Origin of the sequence: Tahibacter aquaticus (assembly GCF_004363655.1) — a bacterium.
GTDB lineage: Bacteria > Pseudomonadota > Gammaproteobacteria > Xanthomonadales > Rhodanobacteraceae > Tahibacter > Tahibacter aquaticus.
In genome coordinates, this window is sequence record NZ_SNZH01000007.1 from 362,504 (window position 1) to 385,173 (window position 22,670).

Here is a 22,670-nt window from a genome sequence, read left to right on the forward strand (position 1 = left end):
CAGGCTTCAGTCGTCGAAGCGCTGTTCCACCTCGCGCAGGCGCTGCTGCAATCCGTCGACCAGCGATTCCAGCTGCTCGATGCGTGCTTCCAGCGCATTCGCACTGCTGCTGCCCGGACTGTCGCTGCCGCCGGCCATGGCGTAGCTGTCCAGATTCACCTCGCCGCACAGCAGGTGCATATAGCGGTCCTCGCGCTGGCCGCCGCTGCGCGGAATGCGCACGACCATGCTCGGTTCGCGCTGGGCCAGGCGGTCCAGGGTGGAGCGCACATCGTCAAGGCCGGGGAAATCGGCCAAGCGGTCGCTGCGCGTGAGCAGTTCGGGCGCGGTCTGCGGCCCGCGCAGCATCAGCAGGGCGAGCAGGGCGCGCTGCCGCGGCGTGATGTTCCAGGCCTGGTCCATGCGGTGTTCGTAGCGAGAGGCGCGTGCCGACATCGATCCTGCCACCAAGCGCTTGCCTTCGAGCTGGCGCAGCGCATGGCCAACAGCGCCGGGCTCCAGTTCCAGCAAAGGCTCGCGGTTGGATTTCTGGTTGCAGGCGGAAACCACGGCATTCAGGGTGAGCGGATAAACCTCGGGCGTGGTCGCAGCCTTTTCCACCAGGCAACCGAGCACGCGAGCCTCGATCGGTTCCAGCAGGGGGGGCGTGCGGGTTTCGCTCGATTCGGTTTCAGTCATGGGATGCTCCGGCGCCAAGGTGGTCCGCATGGTAGTCGCAAACCCATGGCGGAAACGCGCGCATGGCTGCAACGCAAGGGCGACAGGCAGTCAGGCCGCGCCGGCCTGGCCCAGCTCGCGCACCTTGGCCGCATCGACTCGCCTGTGCGTCAGCACCGCGCTGTAGGCGTGCACGGCCACGCGTCCCGGCGGCAGCTGCGGCAGCAGCCGGCGCAACAGGTGGGCGCCGATGCCGCCGCCGAGCACGATCTCGACGCGCTGCCCGGCCTGGTCGATCAGGCGCGCCAGCGTGGCCGCGCCGTCCAGCGCCGTGCCGCCGCTGCCCCAGGGCATGCCGCTGCTCATGATGCGGTCGGCGCCCAGGCCGATCAGTGTTTCCAGTGCCGCCGCGCCGTCGTCCAGCGCATCGAAAGCGCGATGGAACATCGTGCGCAGGCCACGTGCCCGCGCTGCACCGAACAGGCGGGCGAGGGCGGTGGTGTCCAGCTTGTCGCCGCGCAGCGCGCCGAAAACCACGCCGTCCGCGCCGTGTTCGGCGGCCAAGGCGATCTGTTCGAGCATCGTGTCGATCTCAGCCGCCGAGTAGAAGAAATCACCCGCTCGCGGACGGATCATCGGAAACAGGCCGGCGCGGGGAAAATGCTGCCGCGCGATCCGCAGGTCGGCCGAGTGCGGCGTCAGTCCCTGCTGCGCCATGTCGCGGCATAGCTCGATGGTGGCCGCGCCGCCCGCGGCGGCCGCGGCGCAGTCGGCCGCCAGGCTGTCGGCGTCGCCGCAGTCGATGCAGATTTCGACGGGAAGTTCGGGCATGTCAATCGCCATGGCACAGGGAACCAGGCCGCCGAGTGTCCTGCGGCCGGCGCAGATTTGCACGCGACCACGGTCGCAGATTCTGCACGTGTCCGGGCGCGCGATAGTCCGATCGGGCGAACCCGCCGGCCCGACGCGGATGTCCTCCAGGACATCCACGGGGCATATCGGGAAACCCGGATACCGTCTACTTTTAGCTTTATACAGGCGTGCTAGCGTGAGCCGCCTTAACCCTTGCCGGAGTCCGTCGTGAAACGCGAACTGCTGCACTGCCTGGTCGCCTTCGCACTGACCTTGCTGGCGAGTGCCAGCGGCCACGCACAGGCCGTCATCGATGCGCCGCTGCCGCTGGAAACCCAGCCGTTCGGCAACCTCACGCTGGTCGAGGAAATCAATACCGCAACCGCAACGCCGAGCTTCCAGAGTCCGGCCGGTGCCAGCAGTGTTGCCACGGTGCTCGGTCGCAGCGCACGCATCATGAGCATGTCGCCCGACGCCAAGGCTTTCGCCTACCGCATCGGCACCGGTCGCGGCCTGGTCGCCGGCCGCGCCTATGTGCTGGAAGTGGAATATCCGGACGACGTGGCGCGCACCATCTACGTCGCCAACCGCGGCGCCGATCTGGTGCGCGGCCTGGCCACCGGCAAGGCGGTCGGCGATGCGCGGCGCCAGTTCACCCGTTCCACCCTGGAATCGCTGGACTATCCGCAATCGCAGCAGTGGACTTCGCTGCGCAGCCTGTTCGTGCTGCACGAGCGTTTCAGCACGCTCAAGGCCGAGCGCAATGCGGTCTGCGCCAACCGCAACCTGCTGCCGGCCGACGGCTTCGACGTCGTCGTGTTCCAGAACAAGCAATGGGACGATCCGCGCGGCAGCGGCGCTGCCATCGGCAAGATCCGCCTGTACGAAGTGAGCAATGCGGCCACACTGCCGGCGCCCATCAACTATCCCAGCGCGCCGCTGCCGCGACGGCACCTGTTCTGGCGCGAGGAAATGGCCGACGAGGCCGTGTCGTCCAACAACGCCGTCCAGCGCGCCTTCGCCCAGCCCATCGACTGGTTCCAGGCCAAGATCACGCTGGCGCGCTTCTACGGCTTCAACACCCTGGGCAAAGACCTGATGGAGTGGGGCCACAACCAGGGCTTCGACGGCGGCGATGCGCAATGGATCTGGAACGCCCAGCCGCCGCTGGTCGACATCTGGACACAGATCGTCGCGCGCGCCGGCGCGGCCGGCCTGTCGGTGCTGCCGTATTTCGAATACGGCGGCAGCATCGGCGCCTGCAGCGGTGCCAACTGCGGCTATCGCTCGCTGGGCGCGCAGCGGCGCACGAAAAAACTCTGGGACGGCGTGTATACGACCTGCGGCAATACCAGCTACTACACCTGCGTCTGGTGGACCGAAGGCTATTCCGCCGACGTGACCGACCCCGATACCTTGATCGACCTGCAGCATCTGATCGACCGGACCGTGATCGCGCACCGCAACGTGGCCGATTTCGTCGGCATCTGGCTGCGCACGCGCCAGACCAAGCTGCCGATCAGCTTCTCGCCCGCGACCCTGGCGCGCTACAACGCCGACGTACCGGCCCAGCCGCGCACTATCGCCCAGCTGCGCAACGACGAGGCTTCCCGCGCCAGCTACTACGACTGGTGGTACGGCAAGCGCCGTAGCCTGCTGCTCAACGTGCGCGACTATATGCGCAGCGGACTGGGCGATGCGTTCGCCCAGGTGCATTTCAGCGCCTATCCCGGCGAGCCGCCGCCGCCAGCCTATACCACGCCGGCCGAGGCCAATCTGACCAACCTGATCAGCGACGACGTGAGCTGGTGGAATACCTATGCCGCCAGCCTGTCGGGCAATGCCGACCCCGATGTGGCCAACTGGTATCGCTGGCAATGGGGCGGCTTCACGCCCGCCCAGGCGCTGACGCAGCGGCAGCACTACAACGGTGTGTTCAAGACCTTCGCCATACCCAGCAGCGGCAGCGAACGCCCCGAGGAAACCCACTCCGCGCCGCCGCCGGACCCGCTGCGCTATGCCAGCACCAACGGCATCAGCATGACGCTGCCGTTTGGCACGGGTTTGTATACTGTTGGCGATGTGCAGTTGTTCAGCGACTTCAGCAACGACGCCGGCCAGACCCTGACCCACTTCTATCCGCTCAACGAAGACAACGGCGCGGCATTCGAAGACGCTGCCTGCACCACCCACTATGCGGTCAGTCCGACCGAACCGTTCCAGGGCCGCGTCGGCTATACCGCGGTCGCGGTCGATCGCGCCGGGCCTTACGTGACCCTGGCGGAGGCGCGCGCGCTGGCCAACGGCAATCCGATCAATATCGGCTATCTGGAATCGTCGAGTTTCTCCCGCGGCGAACCGGCCTATGTGCGGCGTTTCAATCGCGCGCTGCTGAGCCTTCCGGCGCTGGCGGCGGCGACCCGCACCGGTGCGGCCAGCGATGCGGCCGTCGTCGTGCGCGAGATCGTCACAGCGCAGGGCAACTACTACGCGGTGATCAACACGGCGCTGGCCCCGAAGACCGCGGTGACCGTGCAGCTCGGCGGCAGCGGCGTAGTGCAGGATCTGCTTGCCGGCACGGCATTGGCGTCGACGCAACTGCGTTTCGACCTGTATCCGGGCGAGGTGCGCACCTTCCGGGTTGGCGGGGATGCGATTTTCGCGAATGGATTTCAGTAGTGGCCGCAGCTGACGGCAGAACAACACCATCCCCACCCAACCCTCCCCTTGAAGGGAAAGGCTTGGAATCGGCAAGGACTTAGTGTGCTGCTCTGGTGCGGTGACTCAAAAAACTGGATACCCGCAAGGAACGAGGATTTCCCCAGCAAAATTATGCGGCGTCACCGCGCCGCCGGAAACGCCGCCACCAGTGTCTCCACCTTGCCGCTGCGGCTGGCGTCATAGCCTGGAATGCTGCCGACCGTAGTGCGGAACAGGTCGCTGCTCATCAGTTCGATCACGCGGCGCACGCGCGGCGAGTCGAGCATGTCCTCGTCGCAGAGAAAGAAATAGCGTTCGTTGAGCAGCGGCACATAGCCCAGGCCGAAGCGCCGCGCTGCGGTTTCCAGGCCGAGGCCGGCGTCGGCCATGCCGCTGGCGACGAAGGCGCCGACGGCGGCATGCGTGAACTCGATATCGTCGTAGCCGAGAATGCTTTCGCCGCGCAGCCCTTCGTCGTGCAGCATCAGATCGAGCAGGAAGCGCGTACCCGATTCCGGCTCGCGGTTGATGAAGCGGATGCCGGGGCGCGACAGGTCGCGCAGATGCGCAATGTTCTTCGGATTGTCCGGCGCCACGATCAGCCCCTGCCGCCGCGTGGCGAGGTGAATGACGTGATGGCGCTGCCGGTCCAGTAGCGCGGTATAGCGCGCAATCACGCGCGGCTGCAGCTTGCCCTCGGCGAAATGCAGTCCGGCCAGGTCGCAGCCGCCGCCGTGCAAGGCGCTGAGCCCTTCACCGCTGGAGCGGTATTTCAGGTCCAGCGGCACTTCCTGTTCCACCAGAAAACGCCGCATGGTTTCCACCGCAAAGCCGTGCGTGGCCTGTACGCGCAGAATCGGCCGGGTTTCGCTCAGCGCGCGCTCCACTTCCACTTCCAGCTCCGAAGCCAGGCTGTCGAGAATTGGCGTCAGCCGCGCGGCAACACGGCGCTCGGCCCAGACCAGCTTCTCGCCCAGCGGCGACAGGCGCGCGCCGCGGCCGCGTACCGAGGCCAGCAACGGTGCGCCGAACGCGGCCTCGGCGTCTTTCAGCAGACCCCAGGCATAGCGGTACGACAGCGCCACGCGCGTGCAGGCGGCGGCCAGCTGATGGCATTCGTCCACGGCAATCAGCAGATCGATCAGCCGCGGCATCAGTTCGCGGCCATCGGGAAATCGCATTTCCCATTGTGGACGAATGGCAACTTTCAGCATTTTTCGCCCGCCTCCGCGACGGCTTTTGACCGCCGATTACATTGGCTTTCTGCAGCCTATATCAGACCAATGTCCAGGCGCATCTTGCTAAGCAACACGTAGGATCGGTTTCGATGTGTGCCGGTAAATAGGCTTTTCAGTACATAAAGAATCCATCGCATCACTATCCACCGCCGTATCCTGTTGCCCTGGGAGGGACCAATGGCGAGCGTGCCCGAGACGATAGATCTGCCCGGCCGGGCGCCGGGCTGGCTGGACAAGGAAAGAACCATTGCCGCGCCCGGCTACAACCGTTGGCTGGTACCGCCTGCGGCGCTGGCCATCCACCTGTGCATCGGCATGGCCTACGGTTTCAGTGTGTTCTGGCTGCCCCTGTCCAAGGCGCTGGGCGTGACCGCACCGCTGGCCTGTCCGGCCGACACGGGTTTTTTCAGCGCCGTGTTCTCAACCAGCTGCGACTGGAAAGTCACCTGGCTGGGATGGATGTATACCTTGTTCTTTGTATTCCTCGGTTCGGCGGCAGCGATCTTCGGCGGCTGGCTGGAACGCGCCGGTCCGCGCAAGGCTGGTTTCGTCGCGGCGTTGTGCTGGTGCGGCGGCCTGGTCGTTTCCGCGGCCGGCGTCTATACGCACCAGATCTGGATGCTCTGGCTGGGTTCCGGTGTGATCGGCGGCATCGGCCTGGGCCTGGGCTATATCTCGCCCGTATCGACCCTGATCAAATGGTTTCCTGATCGCCGCGGCATGGCAACCGGCATGGCCATCATGGGTTTCGGTGGCGGCGCCATGATTGGCGCGCCACTGGCCGACAAGCTCATGCGCTATTTCGCCACGCCGAACTCGGTCGGCGTCTGGCAGACCTTCCTGGTGCTGGCTGCGCTCTACTTCGTCTTCATGAGCGCCGGTGCGTTCGGCTACCGCCTGCCGCAGACCGGCTGGAAACCGGCCGGCTGGACACCGCCGCCGCCCAGTCGCCAGGCCATGATCACCTCGCGCAACGTGCATCTGGACAAAGCCTGGAAAACGCCGCAGTTCTGGCTGATCTGGGGCGTGCTCTGCCTCAACGTCAGTGCCGGCATCGGCGTGCTCGGCATGGCCTCGCCGATGCTGCAGGAAGTGTTCGGCGGCCGCCTGATCGGGCTCGATCTCGGCTTCAACGATCTGTCGCCCGAGCAGAGGACGCAGATCGCCACGATTGCCGCCGGCTTCACCGGCCTGCTCAGCCTGTTCAATATCGTCGGCCGCTTCTTCTGGGCCTCGCTGTCCGATCGCATCGGGCGCAAGGTCACCTATGCGGTGTTCTTCCTGCTCGGCATCGCGCTGTATGCGTCGATTCCCAGCCTCGGCCATGCCGGCCAGATCGCCCTGTTCGTCGCGGCGTTCTGCGTGATCCTGTCCATGTACGGCGGCGGCTTCGCCACCGTGCCGGCCTACCTGGCCGACATGTTTGGCACGCAGATGGTCGGTGCCATCCACGGCCGCCTGCTCACGGCCTGGTCGGTAGCCGGCATACTCGGCCCGTTCCTGCTCACCTACCTGCGCGATTTCCAGCTGGAAAGCGGCGTGCCCAAGGCACAGGTATACGACATCACCATGTATATCCTGGTCGGCCTGCTGGCGCTGGGCCTGCTCTGCAACCTGCTGATACGCCCGGTCGCCGAGAAGTACCACATGAGCGACGCGGAGCTGGCGGCCGAGAAGGTCAAGGCGCACGAACGCAGCATGGAGCCCGATGCACCGACGGCGGCGCCGGCCGCCTTTACCCCTGCGGTCGCGCTGGCCTGGCTGGCGGTCGGCCTGCCCATGCTCTGGGGCGCGTGGATTACCCTGCAGAAGGCACTGGTTCTGTTCTAGGCTACGCGTTGCGTGGTCCGCCTGGGCCGTGCAACGAAGGAGAAGCAAGCGAATGTCGTCAGCCAGCCACAAGCCCGCTGCGATGCCTGTCAAGGATCCCGGCCCCACGCCCGTAGAGCGTGCGGCCGTGCAGGAAGCGATTGCCGCCTGGCGCGACAAGCCTGGCGCCCTGTTGCCGCTGCTGCATGCGATCCAGGACCGGCTCGGCTATGTACCGCCGCAGGGCGTGCCCCTGATCGCCCACGGCCTCAACCTGTCCCGCGCCGACGTGCATGGCGTGATCAGTTTCTACCACCACTTCCGCAGCGCAGCACCCGGCCGGCATGTACTGCAGCTGTGCCGCGCGGAAAGCTGCCAGGCCATGGGCTCGGTCCAGCTGGAAGTGCGCGCGAAGCAGCGCCTGGGCACCGACTGGCACGGTACCAGCGCCAGCGGGGCGGTCACGCTGGAACCGGCTTATTGCCTGGGTAATTGCGCGCTGTCGCCGGCACTCATGCTCGACGGCGAACTGCGCGGCCGTGTCACGCCGGCGCAGCTCGATGCGCTGCTCGATGTGCTGGAGCAGCCCGCATGAGCCTTACCGTCTATGTCCCCGGCGATTCTGCCGCTGTATCGGTCGGTGCGCACGACGTGGCGCAGCGCCTCGAAGCCGAAGCGCAGGCGCGCGGCATCGCCGTCGACCTGGTGCGCAACGGCTCCCGCGGTCTGTTCTGGCTGGAGCCGTTGGTCGAAGTCGCGACCGCACAAGGCCGCATTGCCTACGGCCCGGTCACGGCCGACGATGTTGCCGGCCTGTTCGACGCAGGTTTTCTCGATGGCGGTGCGCATGCGCTGGCGCTGGGCGCTACCGAGGAAATTCCGTTCCTCAAGCGCCAGGAACGCCTGACCTACCGCCGCATCGGCCTGGCCGATCCGCTGGACCTGGCCGCCTATGCCGCCAACGATGGCTGGCAAGGCCTCGCCCGCGCGCTGCAGCTGGACGCGGCGGACATCGTGCAGCAGGTACTCGACTCCGGCCTGCGCGGCCGCGGCGGCGCGGCATTCCCGGCCGGCATCAAATGGAAAACCTGCGCCGATGCGAGATCAGTACAAAAATACATTGTCTGCAATGCCGACGAGGGCGACTCCGGCACCTATGCCGACCGCCTTACCTTGGAAGGCGATCCGTATTCACTGATCGAAGGCATGCTGATCGCCGCGCTCGCGGTCGGTGCCAGCGAAGGCTATGTGTATATCCGCAGCGAATACCCGCAGGCCTTCCGCGTATTCAGCCGTGCGATCGAGCTTGCCACCGCCGCCGGCTACCTCGGCGACAACGCCCGCGGCGACGGCAAGCCTTTCCATCTGCAGGCACGCCTCGGCGCCGGCGCGTATATCTGCGGCGAGGAAACCTCGCTGCTGGAATCGCTGGAAGGCAAGCGCGGCCAGGTGCGCTTCAAGCCGCCGCTGCCGGCGATTGCCGGCCTGTTCGGCCAGCCCACGGTGATCAACAACGTCGTCACCCTGGCCAGCGTACCGCTGATCCTGGACCGCGGTGCCGGGTTCTACCGCGACTACGGCCTGGGCCGCTCCCGCGGCAGCATTCCACTGCAGCTGGCCGGCAACGTGCGCTACGGGGGCCTGGTCGAGAAAGCGTTTGGCCTCACCTTGCGCGAACTGCTGTACGACTTCGGCGGCGGCAGCGCCAGCGGCCGGCCGATACGCGCGGTGCAGGTCGGTGGCCCGCTCGGTGCCTACCTGCCGGAACACCTGTTCGATACCGTGATCGACTACGAAGCCTTCGCCGCGGTCGGCGGCATGCTCGGTCATGGCGGCGTGGTGGTCTTCGACGACACGGTCGACATGGCCATGCAGGCGCGCTTTGCGATGGAATTCTGCGCCGTGGAATCCTGCGGCAAATGCACGCCTTGCCGCATCGGGTCCACCCGCGGCGTCGAAGTGATCGACCGGATGCGCGCCGGCATCGAGCGCGAGCGCAACGAAGTGCTGCTGCGCGACCTGTGCGACACCATGGTCAACGGTTCGCTCTGTGCACTGGGCGGCATGGCGCCGTTTCCCGTGCTCAGCGCGCTGGACCACTATCCGGAAGATTTCCGTGCGCGTTCCTGAGCACCGCCTTTCCCGCGCTTTCCGTGTGCGCCCGACGCGCGACGGAACGGGCAAAAACCTGCGCCGCGCGCGCCGGAGGTAATCATGCTTTCCATCGTCGAAAACGATCTCGGTACACCGGCGTCCAGGGCCGTCACCACTGTCAGCCTGGAAATCGACGGCAAGACCGTCAGCGTGCCCGAAGGCACCTCGGTGATGCGCGCCGCGGCCATGGCCCGCACGGCGATTCCCAAGCTCTGCGCCACCGAAATGCTCGACGCCTTCGGCTCCTGCCGCCTGTGCCTGGTCGAGATCGAGGGGCGCAAAGGCTATCCGGCCTCGTGCACCACGCCGGTGGCCGCCGGCATGAAGGTGAAGACCCAGACGCAGAAGCTCGGCCAGCTGCGCCGCGGCGTAATGGAACTGTATATTTCCGATCATCCGCTGGACTGCCTTACCTGTCCCACCAATGGCCACTGCGAACTGCAGGACATGGCCGGTGCGGTCGGCCTGCGCGAAGTGCGCTACGGCTACGACGGCGCCAATCACCTGGCCGCGAAGAAAGACGAGAGCAATCCGTATTTCACCTTCGATCCGTCCAAGTGCATCGTCTGCTCGCGCTGCGTACGCGCCTGCGACGAAGTGCAGGGCACCTTCGCCCTGACCATCCAGGGCCGCGGCTTCGGTTCCACGGTATCGCCCAGCCAGAACGACTCCTTCCTGGCTTCCGAATGCGTCAGCTGCGGCGCCTGCGTACAGGCTTGCCCGACCGCGACGCTGAGCGAGAAATCGCTGATCCAGCTCGGCCAGGCCGAGCACAGCGTGGTGACCACCTGTGCCTATTGCGGTGTCGGCTGTTCCTTTCGCGCCGAGATGAAAGGCGAGGAGCTGGTACGCATGGTGCCGAACCAGGACGGCCAAGCGAACCACGGCCATTCCTGCGTCAAGGGCCGTTTCGCGCTGGGCTATGCCACGCATGCCGACCGCATCACCACGCCGATGATCCGCCAGCGCATCAGCGACCCCTGGCAGCCGGTCAGCTGGGAAACCGCCATCGCGCACGTCGCATCGGAGTTCAAGCGCCTGCAGGCCACCTATGGCAGGCATTCGGTCGGCGGCATCACCTCGTCGCGTTGCACCAACGAAGAAACCTATCTGGTACAGAAGCTCGTGCGTGCGGGCTTCGGCACCAACAATGTGGACACCTGCGCCCGCGTCTGCCATTCGCCGACCGGCTATGGCTTGAAACAGACCCTGGGCGAATCCGCCGGTACGCAGGATTTTGATTCGGTCGAACACGCCGACGTAGTGCTGGTGATCGGCGCCAACCCGACCGACGGCCATCCGGTATTCGCCTCGCGCCTGAAGCAGCGCCTGCGCCAGGGCGCGAAACTGATCGTGATCGACCCGCGCCGCATCGACCTGGTGCGCACACCGCATATCCAGGCGCAGTTCCATCTCAAGCTGAAACCCGGCACCAATGTCGCGGTGCTCAATGCACTCGCTCATGTGATCACGACCGAAAACCTGATCGACGAAGCCTTCGTCGCTGAGCGTTGCGAAGGTCCGGCCTTTGCCAAATGGCGCGCTTTCGTTTCTCTGCCGAAGAACTCGCCCGAAGCACTGGAAGCCGACAGCGGCGTGCCCGCGGCCGAAGTGCGCGCTGCCGCGCGGCTGTACGCCAGCGGCGGCAACGGGGCGATCTACTACGGCCTGGGCGTGACCGAGCACTCGCAGGGTTCCACCGCCGTTATGGCGATCGCCAACCTGGCCATGGCCACGGGCAATATCGGCCGTGTTGGCGTCGGTGTGAATCCGCTGCGCGGGCAGAACAACGTGCAGGGCTCCTGCGACATGGGCTCGTTCCCGCACGAATTCCCCGGCTACCGGCACGTGTCCGACGTGGCCGTGCGCGAAAGTTTCGAGCGCGCCTGGGGCGTACCGCTGCACGACCAGCCCGGCCTGCGCATTCCGAACATGTTCGAGGCCGCGCTCGACGGCAGCTTCAAGGGCCTGTACATCGAAGGCGAAGACATCGCGCAAAGCGATCCGAACACCCAGCATGTCACCGCGGCCATGAGTGCGATGGAATGCGTCGTCGTGCAGGATCTGTTCCTGACCGAATCGGCCAAGCTCGCCCATGTCTTCCTGCCCGGCAGTTCCTTTCTGGAAAAAGAGGGAACCTTCACCAATGCAGAACGGCGCATCTCCCGCGTGCGCAAGGTCATGTCACCCAAGGCCGGCTATGCCGACTGGGAAATCACCCAGCTGATCGCCCAGGCCATGGGCTATCCGATGAACTACACGCATCCGTCGCAGATCATGGACGAAATCGCCGCGCTGACGCCGACCTTCACTGGCGTGAGCTTTGAGCGGCTGGACGAGTTGGGCTCGATCCAGTGGCCGTGCAACGAAGCGCATCCGCTGGGTACGCCGACCATGCATATCGGCGAGTTCGTGCGCGGCAAGGGCAAGTTCATGCTGACCGAATACGTACCCACCGAGGAAAAGGTCAACGCGCGCTTCCCGCTGCTGCTGACCACCGGCCGCATCCTGTCGCAGTACAACGTTGGCGCGCAGACCCGGCGTACGCCCAATGTGATGTGGCATGACGAAGACGTGCTGGAACTGCATCCCCACGATGCCGACGTGCGCGGCATCCAGGAGGGCGACTGGGTCGGCGTGGAAAGCCGCGCCGGCGATACGGTGCTGCGTGCGCGCATCTCCGACCGCATGCAGCCCGGCGTGGTGTATACGACGTTTCATTTTCCCGAATCCGGCGCCAACGTGGTGACGACGGAAAACTCCGACTGGGCCACCAACTGCCCCGAGTACAAGGTCACGGCGGTACAGGCCACGCGGGTGTCGCAGCCGTCGGACTGGCAGCGCCGCCATCAGGCCTTCACCGAGCGCCAGCTGGACCTGCTCGGCCAGGCTCGTTCACCGGCGCCATGAGCCGGCCCGTCGCATGAGCGAAGCCGATGCACTGCCCGCCGGAGCGGTACTGCGCCCGGTCGCGCGCTGGCGCCAGGGCCGCCTGGACCAGCACGCCGACCGTATCGCCGAGGAAGTGCCGGTCGCCATCGTCTGCAACGGCGAGCACTTCGCCGTGATGCTGGCGACGCCGGCCGACCTGCACGATTTCGCCCTGGGCTTCGCCCTGAGCGAAGGCCTGATCGAAATACCGGCGCAACTGCTCGCCTTGCACGAGCAGCGGCAGCTGGAAGGCATTGTGTTGCAGCTGAACATTCCGCCGGCGCGTGCCGTATCGCTCGCACGGCGCGAACGCAGCCTGGAAGGACGCAGCGGCTGCGGCGTCTGCGGCAGCCGCGAACTGGAAGACCTGCTGCGCGTGCCGCCGCGCGTAGCCGGCACGCTGCGCATCACCGCGGCCGCGCTGGACACAGCCCTGGCGCAACTGTCGGCGCGCCAGTCGCTGGCCGCTGCGACGGGCGCCACGCACGCCGCGGCCTGGGCCGATTGCGACGGGCAGATTCAGCTGCTGCGCGAAGACGTAGGCCGGCATAACGCACTGGACAAATTGATCGGCGCCTTGCGGCGTGGCCAGCTCGACAGCGCCAGCGGTTTCGCCGTGGTGACCAGCCGCGCCAGCTACGAGATGGCGATGAAAGCCGCCAGCGCCGGCATCGGACTGCTCGCGGCGATCTCCGCGCCGACCGCGCTGGCGATTGCCCTGGCCGACAGCAGCGGCCTGACCCTGATCGGCTTTGCCCGGCCCGGCGGCTGCGCGGTATACACCCATCCCCAGCGCTATGTCGGCGCCGCCGGAGACACCGTTTGAACGTAGAACGCCTGGTCAGCATGGCCAACGACATCGCCCGCTATTTCGCCAGCGAGCCCGACCGTGAAGAGGGCATTGCCGGCATCGCCTCGCATATCAAGCGCTTCTGGGAACCGCGCATGCTGCAGGCGATCACGGCGCATTGCCGCGATGCCGACGGCGCCGGCCTTGACGAGCTGGCGCTGGCCGCGGTGAGGCGGTTGGGCACGGGCGGCCTGTAACGCACAAATCGGCAGCCGCTCGCTCGTCCTGGCTGCCCAGTGCGTGCTGCCGATGGGTCTCTGGCGTGGGCTATCGGGCTTGCTGCGCTGCGGCGTCCGGCATGCAACGAGTCCGACCCCTGTTCCGATCCATCCGTTACCGGCCACCAGACAGCCTCGTGCGTACGCCTCATCACTGACGCTTCATGCAATCTGGCGGCTACTATCCGCCCAGGAGGTGACTGCCATGAAACGTTATTGGCTCCTGCTTGCCCTGGCGCCGTGCGCACTGCCGGCCCAGGCGGTATTTCTCGATTGCCTCATGAACGACGGCTTCCAGAACGAGATCGGTGCCACGCCGGCAAACTGGAAAAGCCATCTCGCCCTGAACAACTGCGCGCGCAAGACCGTCGTACCGGCAGCCTCTCCGGGCCTGGCCAACCTGAGCTGGAGCACCACGCTGGCGACGCAGGCGCAGAACTACGCCAACAATTGCAACTATGCCCACAGCGGCGCGGCCGGCGTCGGCGAAAACCTCTATGCCGGTGCGGTGTCTTCAGGATTTCCCAGCAATGTGGAAATTGCGGCGGCGCAGAACTGGGCCGGCGAATTCGCCAACTACAACTACGCCACCATGGGCTGCACCGGCCAATGCGGCCACTACACCCAGATGGTCTGGCGCGCGACCAGCAGCGTCGGTTGCGGCAGCAGGAACTGCACGGTCAACTCGCCGTTCCAGCCGCCATTCACCAACTGGACCCTGGTCGTCTGCCAGTACAGCCCGTCGGGAAATTTCACCGGCCAGCGGCCGTACTGACGGCGCCGAAAGACGTAGCAAAGACGGCGCAATTCGCCGTGCTCATCGCGCCCTACAAAAGCCGGTCGCGGCCATCGTAGGGTGCGATGAGCACGGCGAATTGCGCCGCAAGGTCTCCCGGGCCGGCCTCGGCAACGCCAGCCGTCACCGCTGTTGCTGGCGCCAGCGCAGCCACAGATAGCAAGGCAAGCCGGCCAGCAGCAGGCCGGCGCCCCAGAGCAAGGCCTGCGTGCCTGTACCGGCCAGTGCGTAAGCCGCATACAGCGCCGCCAGCACCGCAAGCAGCGACAGCAGGGGCCGCCCGCGTTCCAGCCGCAACAAGGCCAGCGCGCATACCAGGAACGGCAATAGCGACGCTGCCGTCGACAGCAGAATCGACCAGGTAAACAGGCTGACCAGGCTGGCATGGTAGTTCGCCAGCACCAGTACGCTGGACAGCACCGCACCGAGCAGCAGCCCGGTACGCGGCGTGCCGTTCGCATCCACCCGGCCGAACGCTGCCGGAAACAGCCCGTCGCGTGCCACTGCCAGCGGCAGCTGGCCCAGCATCAGCACCCAGCCGTTCAGTGCGCCCAGGCAGGTGATGGCGGCCACCAGCGCCACCACGCGCGCTGCCGCATCGCCAAACAGCGGCCGCACGGCGTCGGCAAAGGGCGCGCTGGAATGGGCCAGTTCGGCCGCCGGCACCAGCCGCATCACCGCACTGCAGGCGGCGATGGTCACGACGATGGCGATGGCCGTGCCGAGCAGGGTCGCCCGCGGTACCGTGCGTTCGGCGTCGTGTACCGAGCCCGCCGGCACCGTCGCGCTTTCCAGGCCGAGAAATGCCCACAAGGTCAGCGCCGAGGTGGCAAACGCTACCTCGGCCAGGCTGTGGCCGGAAGGATTGAACGCCGGTGCCGCGGTAGCCACTGCGGCCGGTTCGAACCAGAAGAGCCCCGCCAGCGCAAACACGACCAGTGCGGCGACCTTGACCAGGGTCGTCAGCAGCTGCACCCCGCCGGCCGTGCGCAGGCCGCCGAGGTTGAACAAGGTACAGATCCATAAAGTCACAATGGCGCATGCCGCCGCGCGCGCCGGCGTGGCAGTCAGTGCCGGCAGCAGGTTGCCGGCATAGCCGGTCAGAGCAATCGCAATCGCCGGCACCGCGCTCCAGATCGAAATCCAGTAGCACCAGGCCACCACGAAACCGACCGCATCGCCGAAGCCCGCCTGGGCAAACGCATACGGTCCGCCCGAGGCCCCTGGCCGCAGCTGTCCCAGCCGCGCAAACACCGCCGCCAGCAGCAGCGAGCCCAGGCCGCTGATCGCCCAGCCCAAGGCACTCGCCGCGCCGTACGGTGCCAGCGAGCTTGGCAGCAGAAACAGGCCCGAGCCGATCATATTGCCAACGACCAGCGCTGTTGCTGTCCACAGCCCCAGGCGTGCGGCCGTGCCGCTCATGTGCCTGCTCCGTGTTCGCGCCAGGCGCGGCGCAGCAGTTCGTGGAAATGATGCACGCCGCTTTCGCGCCGCGGACATAGCCGGCCAGCCAGGTACGAACCCGAGGCCAGCCGCTGCTGCACAGCCAGGCAGATCGCCACGTCTTCCTGCTGCACCTCGTCGCTGAACAGCTGGTCCTGGCTGCGCCGTTCCTGTTCGGCCTCGTCCAGCGCGGCAGGGTAGTAGTAGTCGAAATCGACGCGGCAGCGGTCCACCGCCAGTGGCACGACGCGATTGGTCTGCAGGCGCCCGGGCAGGATATTCAGCATGATGTTCGGCCAGATGAAGTAGTACAGCGCATCGCCCTGGCCGTAGAAATTGCCCTCGTTTTCCAGCGGGCTCCATTGCAGCGAATACCAGTCGGCCAGTTCGGTGCGATAGCTGCGGTAGTCCAGCAGCCGGTTCAGCGCCGGATGGATATGCGGTACGTGGTAGCCCTCCAGGTAATTGTCCACGTAGACCTTCCAGTTGCAGGCGATCTCGTAGCTGTGGCGATGGCTGAACGCATAGCTGCCCAGCGCATGCCCGTGCAGGCGTGCGTCTATGCCGTGCAGCACTTTCTGCAGCGGCGGCGCCTGGGCCAATGCGGCGAATACCAGGCCTTGCCAGCTCGCCACCTCGATTGCCGGCAGGTGTACCTCGCCGGCAACGAAGCCCTCGGCCGAATCCATTTCCGGCGCGCTGCGCAGGCGCCCGTCAAGGGCATAGGTCCAGCCGTGATACTTGCAGCGCAAGGCCTTGGCGCCGCGGCCGTTGCACCAGGCCAGCGGGCCGGCCCGGTGCCTGCATACATTGTGGAAACCGCGCACAATGCCGTCTTCGCCGCACAGCAGCACGACGGGCACGCCGCCGATCTCGTCCACCACATGGTCGCCGGGCGCCGCCAGCTGCGCGGCATGTGCCACCAGCTGCCAGCCATGGGCGAACACGCGCCGGCGTTCCTGCGCGGCGGCATCGGCATCGGTATAGAACGGCGCAGGCAGGGCGCTGGCGGTAGCCAGCGGCTGCGGCAACAGCCAGTCGGGGGCGGGCGAAAACGTCATGGGCAGGACCGGTCCTGAACTGACCCGACTCTACCCGCAAATCGCCGCCGCCGGCATGGCCGCGGCGGCCCGTGCGCTTGTGCCGCGGCGTTCCTTTCTTTCCTCGGCGACACGGGGCACACTCGGCCCGGATCGACAGGCGAGGCTCCCAGCTGCGTCACGCCAGGAGCCTCTCGGCGCAAGACTGCGGCGAGGAGGGTGATGGTGCGTCCCACCGATATCCGTGTTCCCGATTATTTCCACAAGGTCGTCGATTGCCAGTGGGCCTGTCCGGCCCACACGCCAGTCCCCGAATACATCCGACTGATCGCGGCAGGGCGCTACGCCGATGCCTACATGGTCAACTGGACATCGAATGTCTTTCCCGGCGTGCTCGGCCGCACCTGCGACCGGCCCTGCGAACCGGCCTGCCGGCGCGGACGTGTCGAGGAAAACAACGGCGCTTCGCCCGAACCCGTCGCCATCTGCCGGCTCAAGCGCGTAGCCGCCGACAACAAGGGCGACATCGCCGCGCGCCTGCCCCGGCCGGACAAGCCCAACGGCAAGCGCATCGCCTGCGTCGGCGCCGGTCCGGCCTCGCTGACCGTCGCGCGCGACCTCGCGCCGCTGGGCTACGACGTCACCGTCTTCGACGGCGAAGCCAAGGCCGGCGGCTTCATCCGCACGCAGATACCGCGCTTCCGCCTGCCCGAATCGGTCATCGACGAAGAGACCGGCTACATCCTCGGCCTGGGCGTGAAATTCCGCGCCGGCGAACGCATCGCCTCGCTCAAATCATTGCTCGCCCAGGGCTACGATGCGGTCTTCATCGGCTGCGGCGCGCCGCGCGGGCGCGATCTCGACTTGCCTGGCCGGCACGAAGCTGCAGCCAACATCCATATCGGCATCGACTGGCTGGCCTCGGTTTCCTTCGGCCACATCGAGAAAATCGGCCGGCGCGTGATCGTGCTCGGCGGCGGCAACACCGCGATGGACTGCTGCCGTTCCGCGCGCCGCCTTGGCGGCGACGACGTCAAGGTACTGGTGCGTTCCGGCTTCGACGAAATGAAAGCCTCGCCCTGGGAAAAAGAAGACGCCCAGCACGAAGGCATACCCATCCTCGACTACCACGTGCCCAAGGCCTTCCTGCACGAAGGCGGCAAACTCGTCGGCATGACCTTCGAGCGCGTGCGTGCCCAGCGCGACGAACGCGGCCGGCGCCAGCTCGTACCCACCGGCGAGCCCGACGTCACGGTCGATTGCGACGATGTACTGATCGCCGTCGGCCAGGAAAACGCGTTTCCCTGGATAGAGCGCGACAGCGGCATCGTCTTCGACGAATGGAACATGCCCGTCGTCGACAAGGCCACGTTCCAGTCCAGCCTGGCCAACGTCTTCTTCGGCGGCGATGCGGCGTTCGGCCCGAAGAACATCATCTGGGCCGTAGCCCACGGCCATGACGCGGCCATCTCCATCGACAAGCTGCTCAACGGCGAAGACGTGGGCGAGCGTCCCGCGCCCATGGTCCACCTGCTGTCGCAGAAGATGGGCATCCACGAGTGGAGCTACGACAACGAGATCTCGCCCGACGACCGTTACAAAGTGCCCTGGGCGCCGAGCGAAAAGACCCTGGGCAATATCAAGGTCGAAGTGGAACTGGGCTTCGACACGCTGACCGCGCTGAAGGAAACCCAGCGCTGCCTCAACTGCGACGTACAGACCGTATTCACCGACAAGGTCTGCATCGAATGCGATGCCTGTGTCGACATCTGTCCCATGGACTGCATCAGCTTCACACCGAATGCCGAAGAAGCCGAGCTGCGCACGCAGCTGACGGCGCCGGCCCTGAACCTGGCGCAGGATCTGTATGTCTCCGGCGAATTGAAGACCAGCCGCGTGATGGTCAAGGACGAAGACGTCTGCCTGCATTGCGGCCTGTGTGCCGAGCGCTGCCCCACCGGCGCCTGGGACATGCACAAATACCTGATCGAGATGACCCATGCGGGGCCTGGCTGCCGCAGCAAGGGCGCGTGCAGGGAGGCGGCATGATGGGAGAGCAACATGACGCCCTCTCCCCCAGGCGAGCCTGGGAGAGAGGGCTGGAGCAAGATGCGCAGGCGCGCGAGCCATACCCCGGCGAGCCCCACACCCCGGAGCCCCGCCCATGACGCCGATCTCCGCCAGCAACGACTTCGTCATCAAGTTCGCCAACGTCAACGGCTCCGGCTCCGCGTCCGCGAATGAACTTTTTGCCAAATCCATCCTGCGCATGGGCGTGCCGGTCAGCCCGCGCAATATCTTCCCGTCGAATATCCAGGGCCTGCCCACCTGGTACGAGGTGCGCGTCAACGAGGACGGCTGGCTTGGCCGCCGCGGCGGCGTCGATCTCATGGTCGCCATGAACCCGCAGACCTGGGACGCCGACCTCAAGGAAATCGAACCCGGCGGCTATCTGTTCTACGACTCGACCAAGCCATTGCCGCGCTCGCGGTTCCGCGACGACATCAACGTCATCGGCGTGCCGCTCACCGACATCTGCAGCCAGAACTACACCGTCGCGCGCGAACGCCAGCTGTTCAAGAACATCATGTATATCGGCGCGCTGTCGGTACTGCTGGAAATCGAACCCGCCGTCATCGAAACCCTCCTCGCCGAACAATATAAGGGCAAGGAAAAACTGGTCGACGCCAACAAGCACGCCTTCCACCTCGGCCGCGACTACGTGCTGCAGAATCTGGCCTACCCGCTGGGCCTGCGCGTACGCCGCGCTGACAATGTCGGCGACAGCATCTTCGTCGACGGCAATACCGCGGCGGCGCTGGGCTGCGTCTACGGCGGCGCCACGGTCTGCGCCTGGTATCCGATCACGCCGTCGTCGTCGCTGGCCGAAGCGTTCCAGAAATACTGCATGAAGTACCGCGTCGATGCGGAAACCGGCGCGAACAAATTCGCCATCGTCCAGGCCGAAGACGAAATCGCCTCCATCGGCATGGTGGTCGGCGCCGGCTGGAACGGTGCGCGTGCCTTCACCACGACCTCGGGCCCGGGCATTTCGCTGATGAACGAATTCATCGGCCTGGCCTATTTCGCCGAGATTCCCGTCACCATCATCGACGTGCAGCGCGGCGGACCGTCCACCGGCATGCCGACACGCACCCAGCAGTCGGATGTACTGGCTTGTGCCTACGCCTCCCACGGCGATACCAAGCACGTGCTGCTGCTGCCGGAAGACCCGGCCGAATGCTTCGATTTTTCCGCCGCCGCGCTCGACCTCGCCGACCGCCTGCAGACGCCGATCTTCGTGCTGACCGATCTCGACATCGGCATGAACCAGCGCCTGAGCAGGCCGTTTGCCTGGGACGACAGCAGGGCTTACGACCGCGGCAAGGTCATGACCGCGGAAGAACTCGAGGCCGGCAAGGATTTCGGCCGCTACAAGGACGTGGACGGCGACGGCATTCCCTATCGCACCTATCCCGGCACACACCCCAACAAGGGCGCCTACTTCACCCGCGGCACTTCGCGCGACCCGTACGCGCGCTATTCCGAACGCGGTCCCGACTACATCTACAACATGGAGCGTCTGCTGCATAAGTTCGACAGCGCGCGCAGCCTGGTGCCGCAGCCGCAGCTGCGCAAGGCTGGCCGTGCCACGCGCTTCGGTGCGATCTACTACGGTTCGACCAGCCCGGCCATGGCCGAGGCCATCACCCTGCTGGAACGCGACGGCCTGCCGCTGGACATCTTGCGCATCCGCGCCTATCCGTTCCCCGACAGCGTGCGCGAATTCATCGACGCCCACGACGCCGTCTACGTGGTGGAGCAGAACCGCGATGCGCAGCTGCGTAGCCTGATCGTCAACGAATTCGACATCGACCCCGCCCGGGTGCCTGCCGTGCTGCACTACGACGGCACGCCGATCACCGCTCGCTACATCGCCCGCGCCATCGCCGAACGCATGCGCACCGCCGCGGCAGGGCAGGGCATCAACCACGGAGTCACAGGCTGATGGGTGGTTCTTCCGTTGTAGCCATCCTGGCCAATCTCAGCCCGCTGCTGTTCATTGCCGCGTCGGTGGTGCTTTTCGTCAAGACGCGTTCGCCCTGGATACTCGTTGCCGCCATCCTCGAAGTGATCATGCTGATGTTCCGCGCCGGCATGTACTTCGGCGCCACCGAACTGGTGAGCAACGAGATCTTCATGGGCGCCTGGCAGCTGGTCGGCCTGCTCACCGGTGTCTGCTTCCTCGGCTTCGCCGCCACCTGGCAGCCGGACGACAAACGTCGCGTGCCGTGAATCAAGGAATTCTCTAGCGCCATGACCTTCATCGCCAAACCCAAGCTGCACCATCCCACCTTGCCGCAGAACGCGCTGTGCTTCACCCGGCGCGACTACGAAGGGAAAATATCCACCTTGTGTGCCGGCTGCGGCCACGATTCCATTTCCGCCGCCATCATCCAGGCCTGCTGGGAGTTGAACGTAGAGCCGCACCGCCTGGCCAAGCTGTCCGGCATCGGCTGCAGCAGCAAGACGCCCGACTATTTCCTCGGCCAGTCCCACGGCTTCAACACCGTGCACGGCCGCATGCCCTCGGTACTGACCGGCGCCAACCTGGCCAATCGGGAATTGCTCTACCTCGGCGTTTCCGGCGATGGCGATTCCGCGTCCATCGGCATAGGCCAGTTCGTGCACGCGATACGCCGCGGCGTCAACATGACCTACATTGTGGAAAACAACGGCGTCTACGGTCTGACCAAGGGCCAGTTCTCCGCGACGGCAGACCAGGGCAGCACCTCCAAGCGCGGCGTGGTCAACGCCGACAGCCCGATCGACCTGGTCGGCCTGGCCCTGCAACTGGGCGCCACCTATGTCGGCCGCAGCTTCAGCGGCGACAAGGCCCAGCTCGTACCGCTGATCAAAGGCGCCATCGCCCACCGCGGCGCGGCGTTCCTCGACGTCATCAGCCCCTGCGTCGCCTTCAACAACCACGCCGGCAGTACCAAGAGCTACGAATACGTGCGCGCCCACAACGACGCCGTCAACCGCATGGACGTGATCCCCGAACGCGAGGAAATCGCTGTCGACTACGCTGCGGGCGAAACCATCGAAGTGGAACAGCACGACGGCTCGCGCCTGCGCCTGCACAAGCTCGATCCCGACTACGATCCGCGCAACCGCATTGCCGCGATGAACTACGTGCAGCAGCACCAGGCCCTGGGCGAAGTGGTGACCGGTCTGCTCTACGTCGATGCGGAAGCCGAAGACCTGCATACTCACCTGAAGACCTCGGCCAAGCCGTTCAACCAGATGCAGGCGGCGGAGCTTTCGCCCGGGGCAGGCGCGTTGCTCAAGATCAACGCAAGCTTCCGCTAAGCCCAAGCCCACGAGCGCGTAGATTGGCGGTGAGCAAAGCGAGCCCCAACATCGAGGTCTCTCCGCGTAGGTTGGCAGTGAGCAAAGCGAACCCCAACATCGAGGTCTCCTCGTGTAGGTTGGCGGTGAGCAAAGCGAACCCCAACATCGAGGCCTCCCCGCAACCCGCTAACCTTCCCATCGCTATCCCCATGTCCCCCGACGAACAAGCCATCCGCGATCTTCTGGCCCGCTGGCACGCCGAAACCGCTGCCGGCAACGTAGCGGCCGTGCTCGAACTCATGACCGAAGACGTCGTCTTCCTGATCGCCGGCCACGAACAGCCCCTGCGTGGCCGCGACGCCTTCGCCAAAGGCTTGCGGCAGCTGCTGCAGACGCATCGCTTCGAAGGCAGCGGCGAAGTACAGGATGTGGCGATCAGCGGCGACCTGGCCTGCTGCTGGAGCGTGCTCGATGTGCGCACCACGCCGCTACAGGGCGGCGAAACGCAGCGGCGGCGAGGCAATGTGCTGTCGGTGTTGCGCAAACAGGCGGACGGCCGTTGGCAGCTGGCGCGGGACGCGAACATGCTTGTTCTCGCCGAGGCGTAGCGCCTGTCGGGCAATCGGC

18 protein-coding genes are annotated in these 22,670 nt (G+C 66.0%); 13 read left to right on the forward strand and 5 right to left on the reverse strand.

Annotated features, from left to right (window positions below; all coding sequences use genetic code 11):
* Window positions 1-6: 6 nt before the first annotated feature.
* Window positions 7-678, reverse strand: coding sequence for a YceH family protein (locus DFR29_RS13900; RefSeq protein WP_133819204.1), 672 nt, complete (start codon window positions 676-678; stop codon window positions 7-9).
* Window positions 679-768: 90 nt separating this feature from the next.
* The gene (locus DFR29_RS29180) at window positions 769-1,488 is read right to left on the reverse strand and encodes a copper homeostasis protein CutC (RefSeq protein ID WP_166654079.1); all 720 of its coding nucleotides are present in this window, start codon (window positions 1,486-1,488) and stop codon (window positions 769-771) included.
* A 249-nt stretch (window positions 1,489-1,737) separates the two neighbouring features.
* Here DFR29_RS29180 and DFR29_RS29185 point away from each other — a divergent pair, with 249 nt between their 5' ends.
* On the forward strand, window positions 1,738-4,188 hold the full coding sequence (locus DFR29_RS29185) for a hypothetical protein (RefSeq protein ID WP_166654080.1): 2,451 nt from the start codon (window positions 1,738-1,740) through the stop codon (window positions 4,186-4,188).
* Window positions 4,189-4,349: 161 nt separating this feature from the next.
* Here the strand turns inward: DFR29_RS29185 and DFR29_RS13910 are convergent, their stop codons facing one another.
* Window positions 4,350-5,423, reverse strand: coding sequence for a substrate-binding domain-containing protein (locus tag DFR29_RS13910; protein ID WP_133819205.1), 1,074 nt, complete (start codon window positions 5,421-5,423; stop codon window positions 4,350-4,352).
* Window positions 5,424-5,624: 201 nt separating this feature from the next.
* Here DFR29_RS13910 and DFR29_RS13915 point away from each other — a divergent pair, with 201 nt between their 5' ends.
* The 7 genes from DFR29_RS13915 (at window position 5,625) to DFR29_RS13945 (ending at window position 14,184) form a co-directional block, all read left to right on the forward strand.
* Window positions 5,625-7,277, forward strand: coding sequence for an OFA family MFS transporter (locus DFR29_RS13915; RefSeq protein WP_133819206.1), 1,653 nt, complete (start codon window positions 5,625-5,627; stop codon window positions 7,275-7,277).
* Window positions 7,278-7,329: 52 nt separating this feature from the next.
* The gene (locus DFR29_RS13920; RefSeq protein ID WP_133819207.1) at window positions 7,330-7,851 is read left to right on the forward strand and encodes a formate dehydrogenase subunit gamma; all 522 of its coding nucleotides are present in this window, start codon (window positions 7,330-7,332) and stop codon (window positions 7,849-7,851) included.
* Window positions 7,848-9,386: a formate dehydrogenase beta subunit gene (locus tag DFR29_RS13925; protein WP_133819208.1), complete on the forward strand. Its 1,539-nt coding sequence runs from the start codon at window positions 7,848-7,850 to the stop codon at window positions 9,384-9,386. Before DFR29_RS13920 ends, DFR29_RS13925 begins: the two co-directional genes overlap by 4 nt.
* Window positions 9,387-9,470: 84 nt before the next feature.
* Entirely contained in the window at window positions 9,471-12,320 is a 2,850-nt protein-coding gene (fdhF, locus tag DFR29_RS13930) for a formate dehydrogenase subunit alpha (RefSeq protein ID WP_133819209.1), read from the forward strand.
* A gap of 13 nt (window positions 12,321-12,333) precedes the next feature.
* Window positions 12,334-13,167, forward strand: coding sequence for a formate dehydrogenase accessory sulfurtransferase FdhD (fdhD, locus tag DFR29_RS13935; protein ID WP_133819210.1), 834 nt, complete (start codon window positions 12,334-12,336; stop codon window positions 13,165-13,167).
* The gene (locus tag DFR29_RS13940; protein ID WP_133819211.1) at window positions 13,164-13,388 is read left to right on the forward strand and encodes a formate dehydrogenase subunit delta; all 225 of its coding nucleotides are present in this window, start codon (window positions 13,164-13,166) and stop codon (window positions 13,386-13,388) included. Before fdhD ends, DFR29_RS13940 begins: the two co-directional genes overlap by 4 nt.
* Before the next feature lie 226 nt (window positions 13,389-13,614).
* Window positions 13,615-14,184: a CAP domain-containing protein gene (locus DFR29_RS13945; protein WP_166654081.1), complete on the forward strand. Its 570-nt coding sequence runs from the start codon at window positions 13,615-13,617 to the stop codon at window positions 14,182-14,184.
* Window positions 14,185-14,328: 144 nt separating this feature from the next.
* On the opposite strand, the gene DFR29_RS13950 is transcribed toward DFR29_RS13945, so the two are convergent.
* Entirely contained in the window at window positions 14,329-15,627 is a 1,299-nt protein-coding gene (locus DFR29_RS13950) for an amino acid permease (protein ID WP_243746049.1), read from the reverse strand.
* Window positions 15,624-16,709: an aromatic ring-hydroxylating oxygenase subunit alpha gene (locus tag DFR29_RS13955; protein ID WP_133819213.1), complete on the reverse strand. Its 1,086-nt coding sequence runs from the start codon at window positions 16,707-16,709 to the stop codon at window positions 15,624-15,626. Before DFR29_RS13955 ends, DFR29_RS13950 begins: the two co-directional genes overlap by 4 nt.
* Window positions 16,710-16,910: 201 nt before the next feature.
* Here DFR29_RS13955 and DFR29_RS13960 point away from each other — a divergent pair, with 201 nt between their 5' ends.
* From DFR29_RS13960 to DFR29_RS13980, 5 genes are all read left to right on the forward strand, one after another.
* Window positions 16,911-18,737, forward strand: coding sequence for an FAD-dependent oxidoreductase (locus DFR29_RS13960; protein WP_208113592.1), 1,827 nt, complete (start codon window positions 16,911-16,913; stop codon window positions 18,735-18,737).
* A 115-nt stretch (window positions 18,738-18,852) separates the two neighbouring features.
* Window positions 18,853-20,697 (forward strand): 2-oxoacid:acceptor oxidoreductase subunit alpha, encoded by a 1,845-nt coding sequence (locus tag DFR29_RS13965; RefSeq protein ID WP_133819214.1) that lies wholly within the window; start codon window positions 18,853-18,855, stop codon window positions 20,695-20,697.
* The gene (locus DFR29_RS13970) at window positions 20,697-20,984 is read left to right on the forward strand and encodes a hypothetical protein (RefSeq protein ID WP_133819215.1); all 288 of its coding nucleotides are present in this window, start codon (window positions 20,697-20,699) and stop codon (window positions 20,982-20,984) included. The genes DFR29_RS13965 and DFR29_RS13970 overlap by 1 nt, the downstream gene beginning before the upstream one ends.
* A 21-nt stretch (window positions 20,985-21,005) precedes the next feature.
* On the forward strand, window positions 21,006-22,061 hold the full coding sequence (locus DFR29_RS13975; RefSeq protein ID WP_133819216.1) for a 2-oxoacid:ferredoxin oxidoreductase subunit beta: 1,056 nt from the start codon (window positions 21,006-21,008) through the stop codon (window positions 22,059-22,061).
* Window positions 22,062-22,138: 77 nt separating this feature from the next.
* Entirely contained in the window at window positions 22,139-22,651 is a 513-nt protein-coding gene (locus DFR29_RS13980) for a YybH family protein (RefSeq protein WP_208113593.1), read from the forward strand.
* Window positions 22,652-22,670 lie beyond the last annotated feature (19 nt).

Coding starts and splice junctions, on each gene's coding strand:
- DFR29_RS13900 (WP_133819204.1), bottom strand. CDS start 678: ATGACTGAAACCGAATCGAGCGAAACCCGCACGCCCCCCCTGCTGGAA.
- DFR29_RS29180 (WP_166654079.1), bottom strand. CDS start 1,488: ATGCCCGAACTTCCCGTCGAAATCTGCATCGACTGCGGCGACGCCGAC.
- DFR29_RS13910 (WP_133819205.1), bottom strand. CDS start 5,423: ATGCTGAAAGTTGCCATTCGTCCACAATGGGAAATGCGATTTCCCGAT.
- DFR29_RS13915 (WP_133819206.1), top strand. CDS start 5,625: ATGGCGAGCGTGCCCGAGACGATAGATCTGCCCGGCCGGGCGCCGGGC.
- DFR29_RS13920 (WP_133819207.1), top strand. CDS start 7,330: ATGTCGTCAGCCAGCCACAAGCCCGCTGCGATGCCTGTCAAGGATCCC.
- DFR29_RS13925 (WP_133819208.1), top strand. CDS start 7,848: ATGAGCCTTACCGTCTATGTCCCCGGCGATTCTGCCGCTGTATCGGTC.
- fdhF (WP_133819209.1), top strand. CDS start 9,471: ATGCTTTCCATCGTCGAAAACGATCTCGGTACACCGGCGTCCAGGGCC.
- fdhD (WP_133819210.1), top strand. CDS start 12,334: ATGAGCGAAGCCGATGCACTGCCCGCCGGAGCGGTACTGCGCCCGGTC.
- DFR29_RS13945 (WP_166654081.1), top strand. CDS start 13,615: ATGAAACGTTATTGGCTCCTGCTTGCCCTGGCGCCGTGCGCACTGCCG.
- DFR29_RS13950 (WP_243746049.1), bottom strand. CDS start 15,627: ATGAGCGGCACGGCCGCACGCCTGGGGCTGTGGACAGCAACAGCGCTG.
- DFR29_RS13955 (WP_133819213.1), bottom strand. CDS start 16,709: ATGACGTTTTCGCCCGCCCCCGACTGGCTGTTGCCGCAGCCGCTGGCT.
- DFR29_RS13960 (WP_208113592.1), top strand. CDS start 16,911: ATGGTGCGTCCCACCGATATCCGTGTTCCCGATTATTTCCACAAGGTC.
- DFR29_RS13965 (WP_133819214.1), top strand. CDS start 18,853: ATGACGCCGATCTCCGCCAGCAACGACTTCGTCATCAAGTTCGCCAAC.
- DFR29_RS13970 (WP_133819215.1), top strand. CDS start 20,697: ATGGGTGGTTCTTCCGTTGTAGCCATCCTGGCCAATCTCAGCCCGCTG.
- DFR29_RS13975 (WP_133819216.1), top strand. CDS start 21,006: ATGACCTTCATCGCCAAACCCAAGCTGCACCATCCCACCTTGCCGCAG.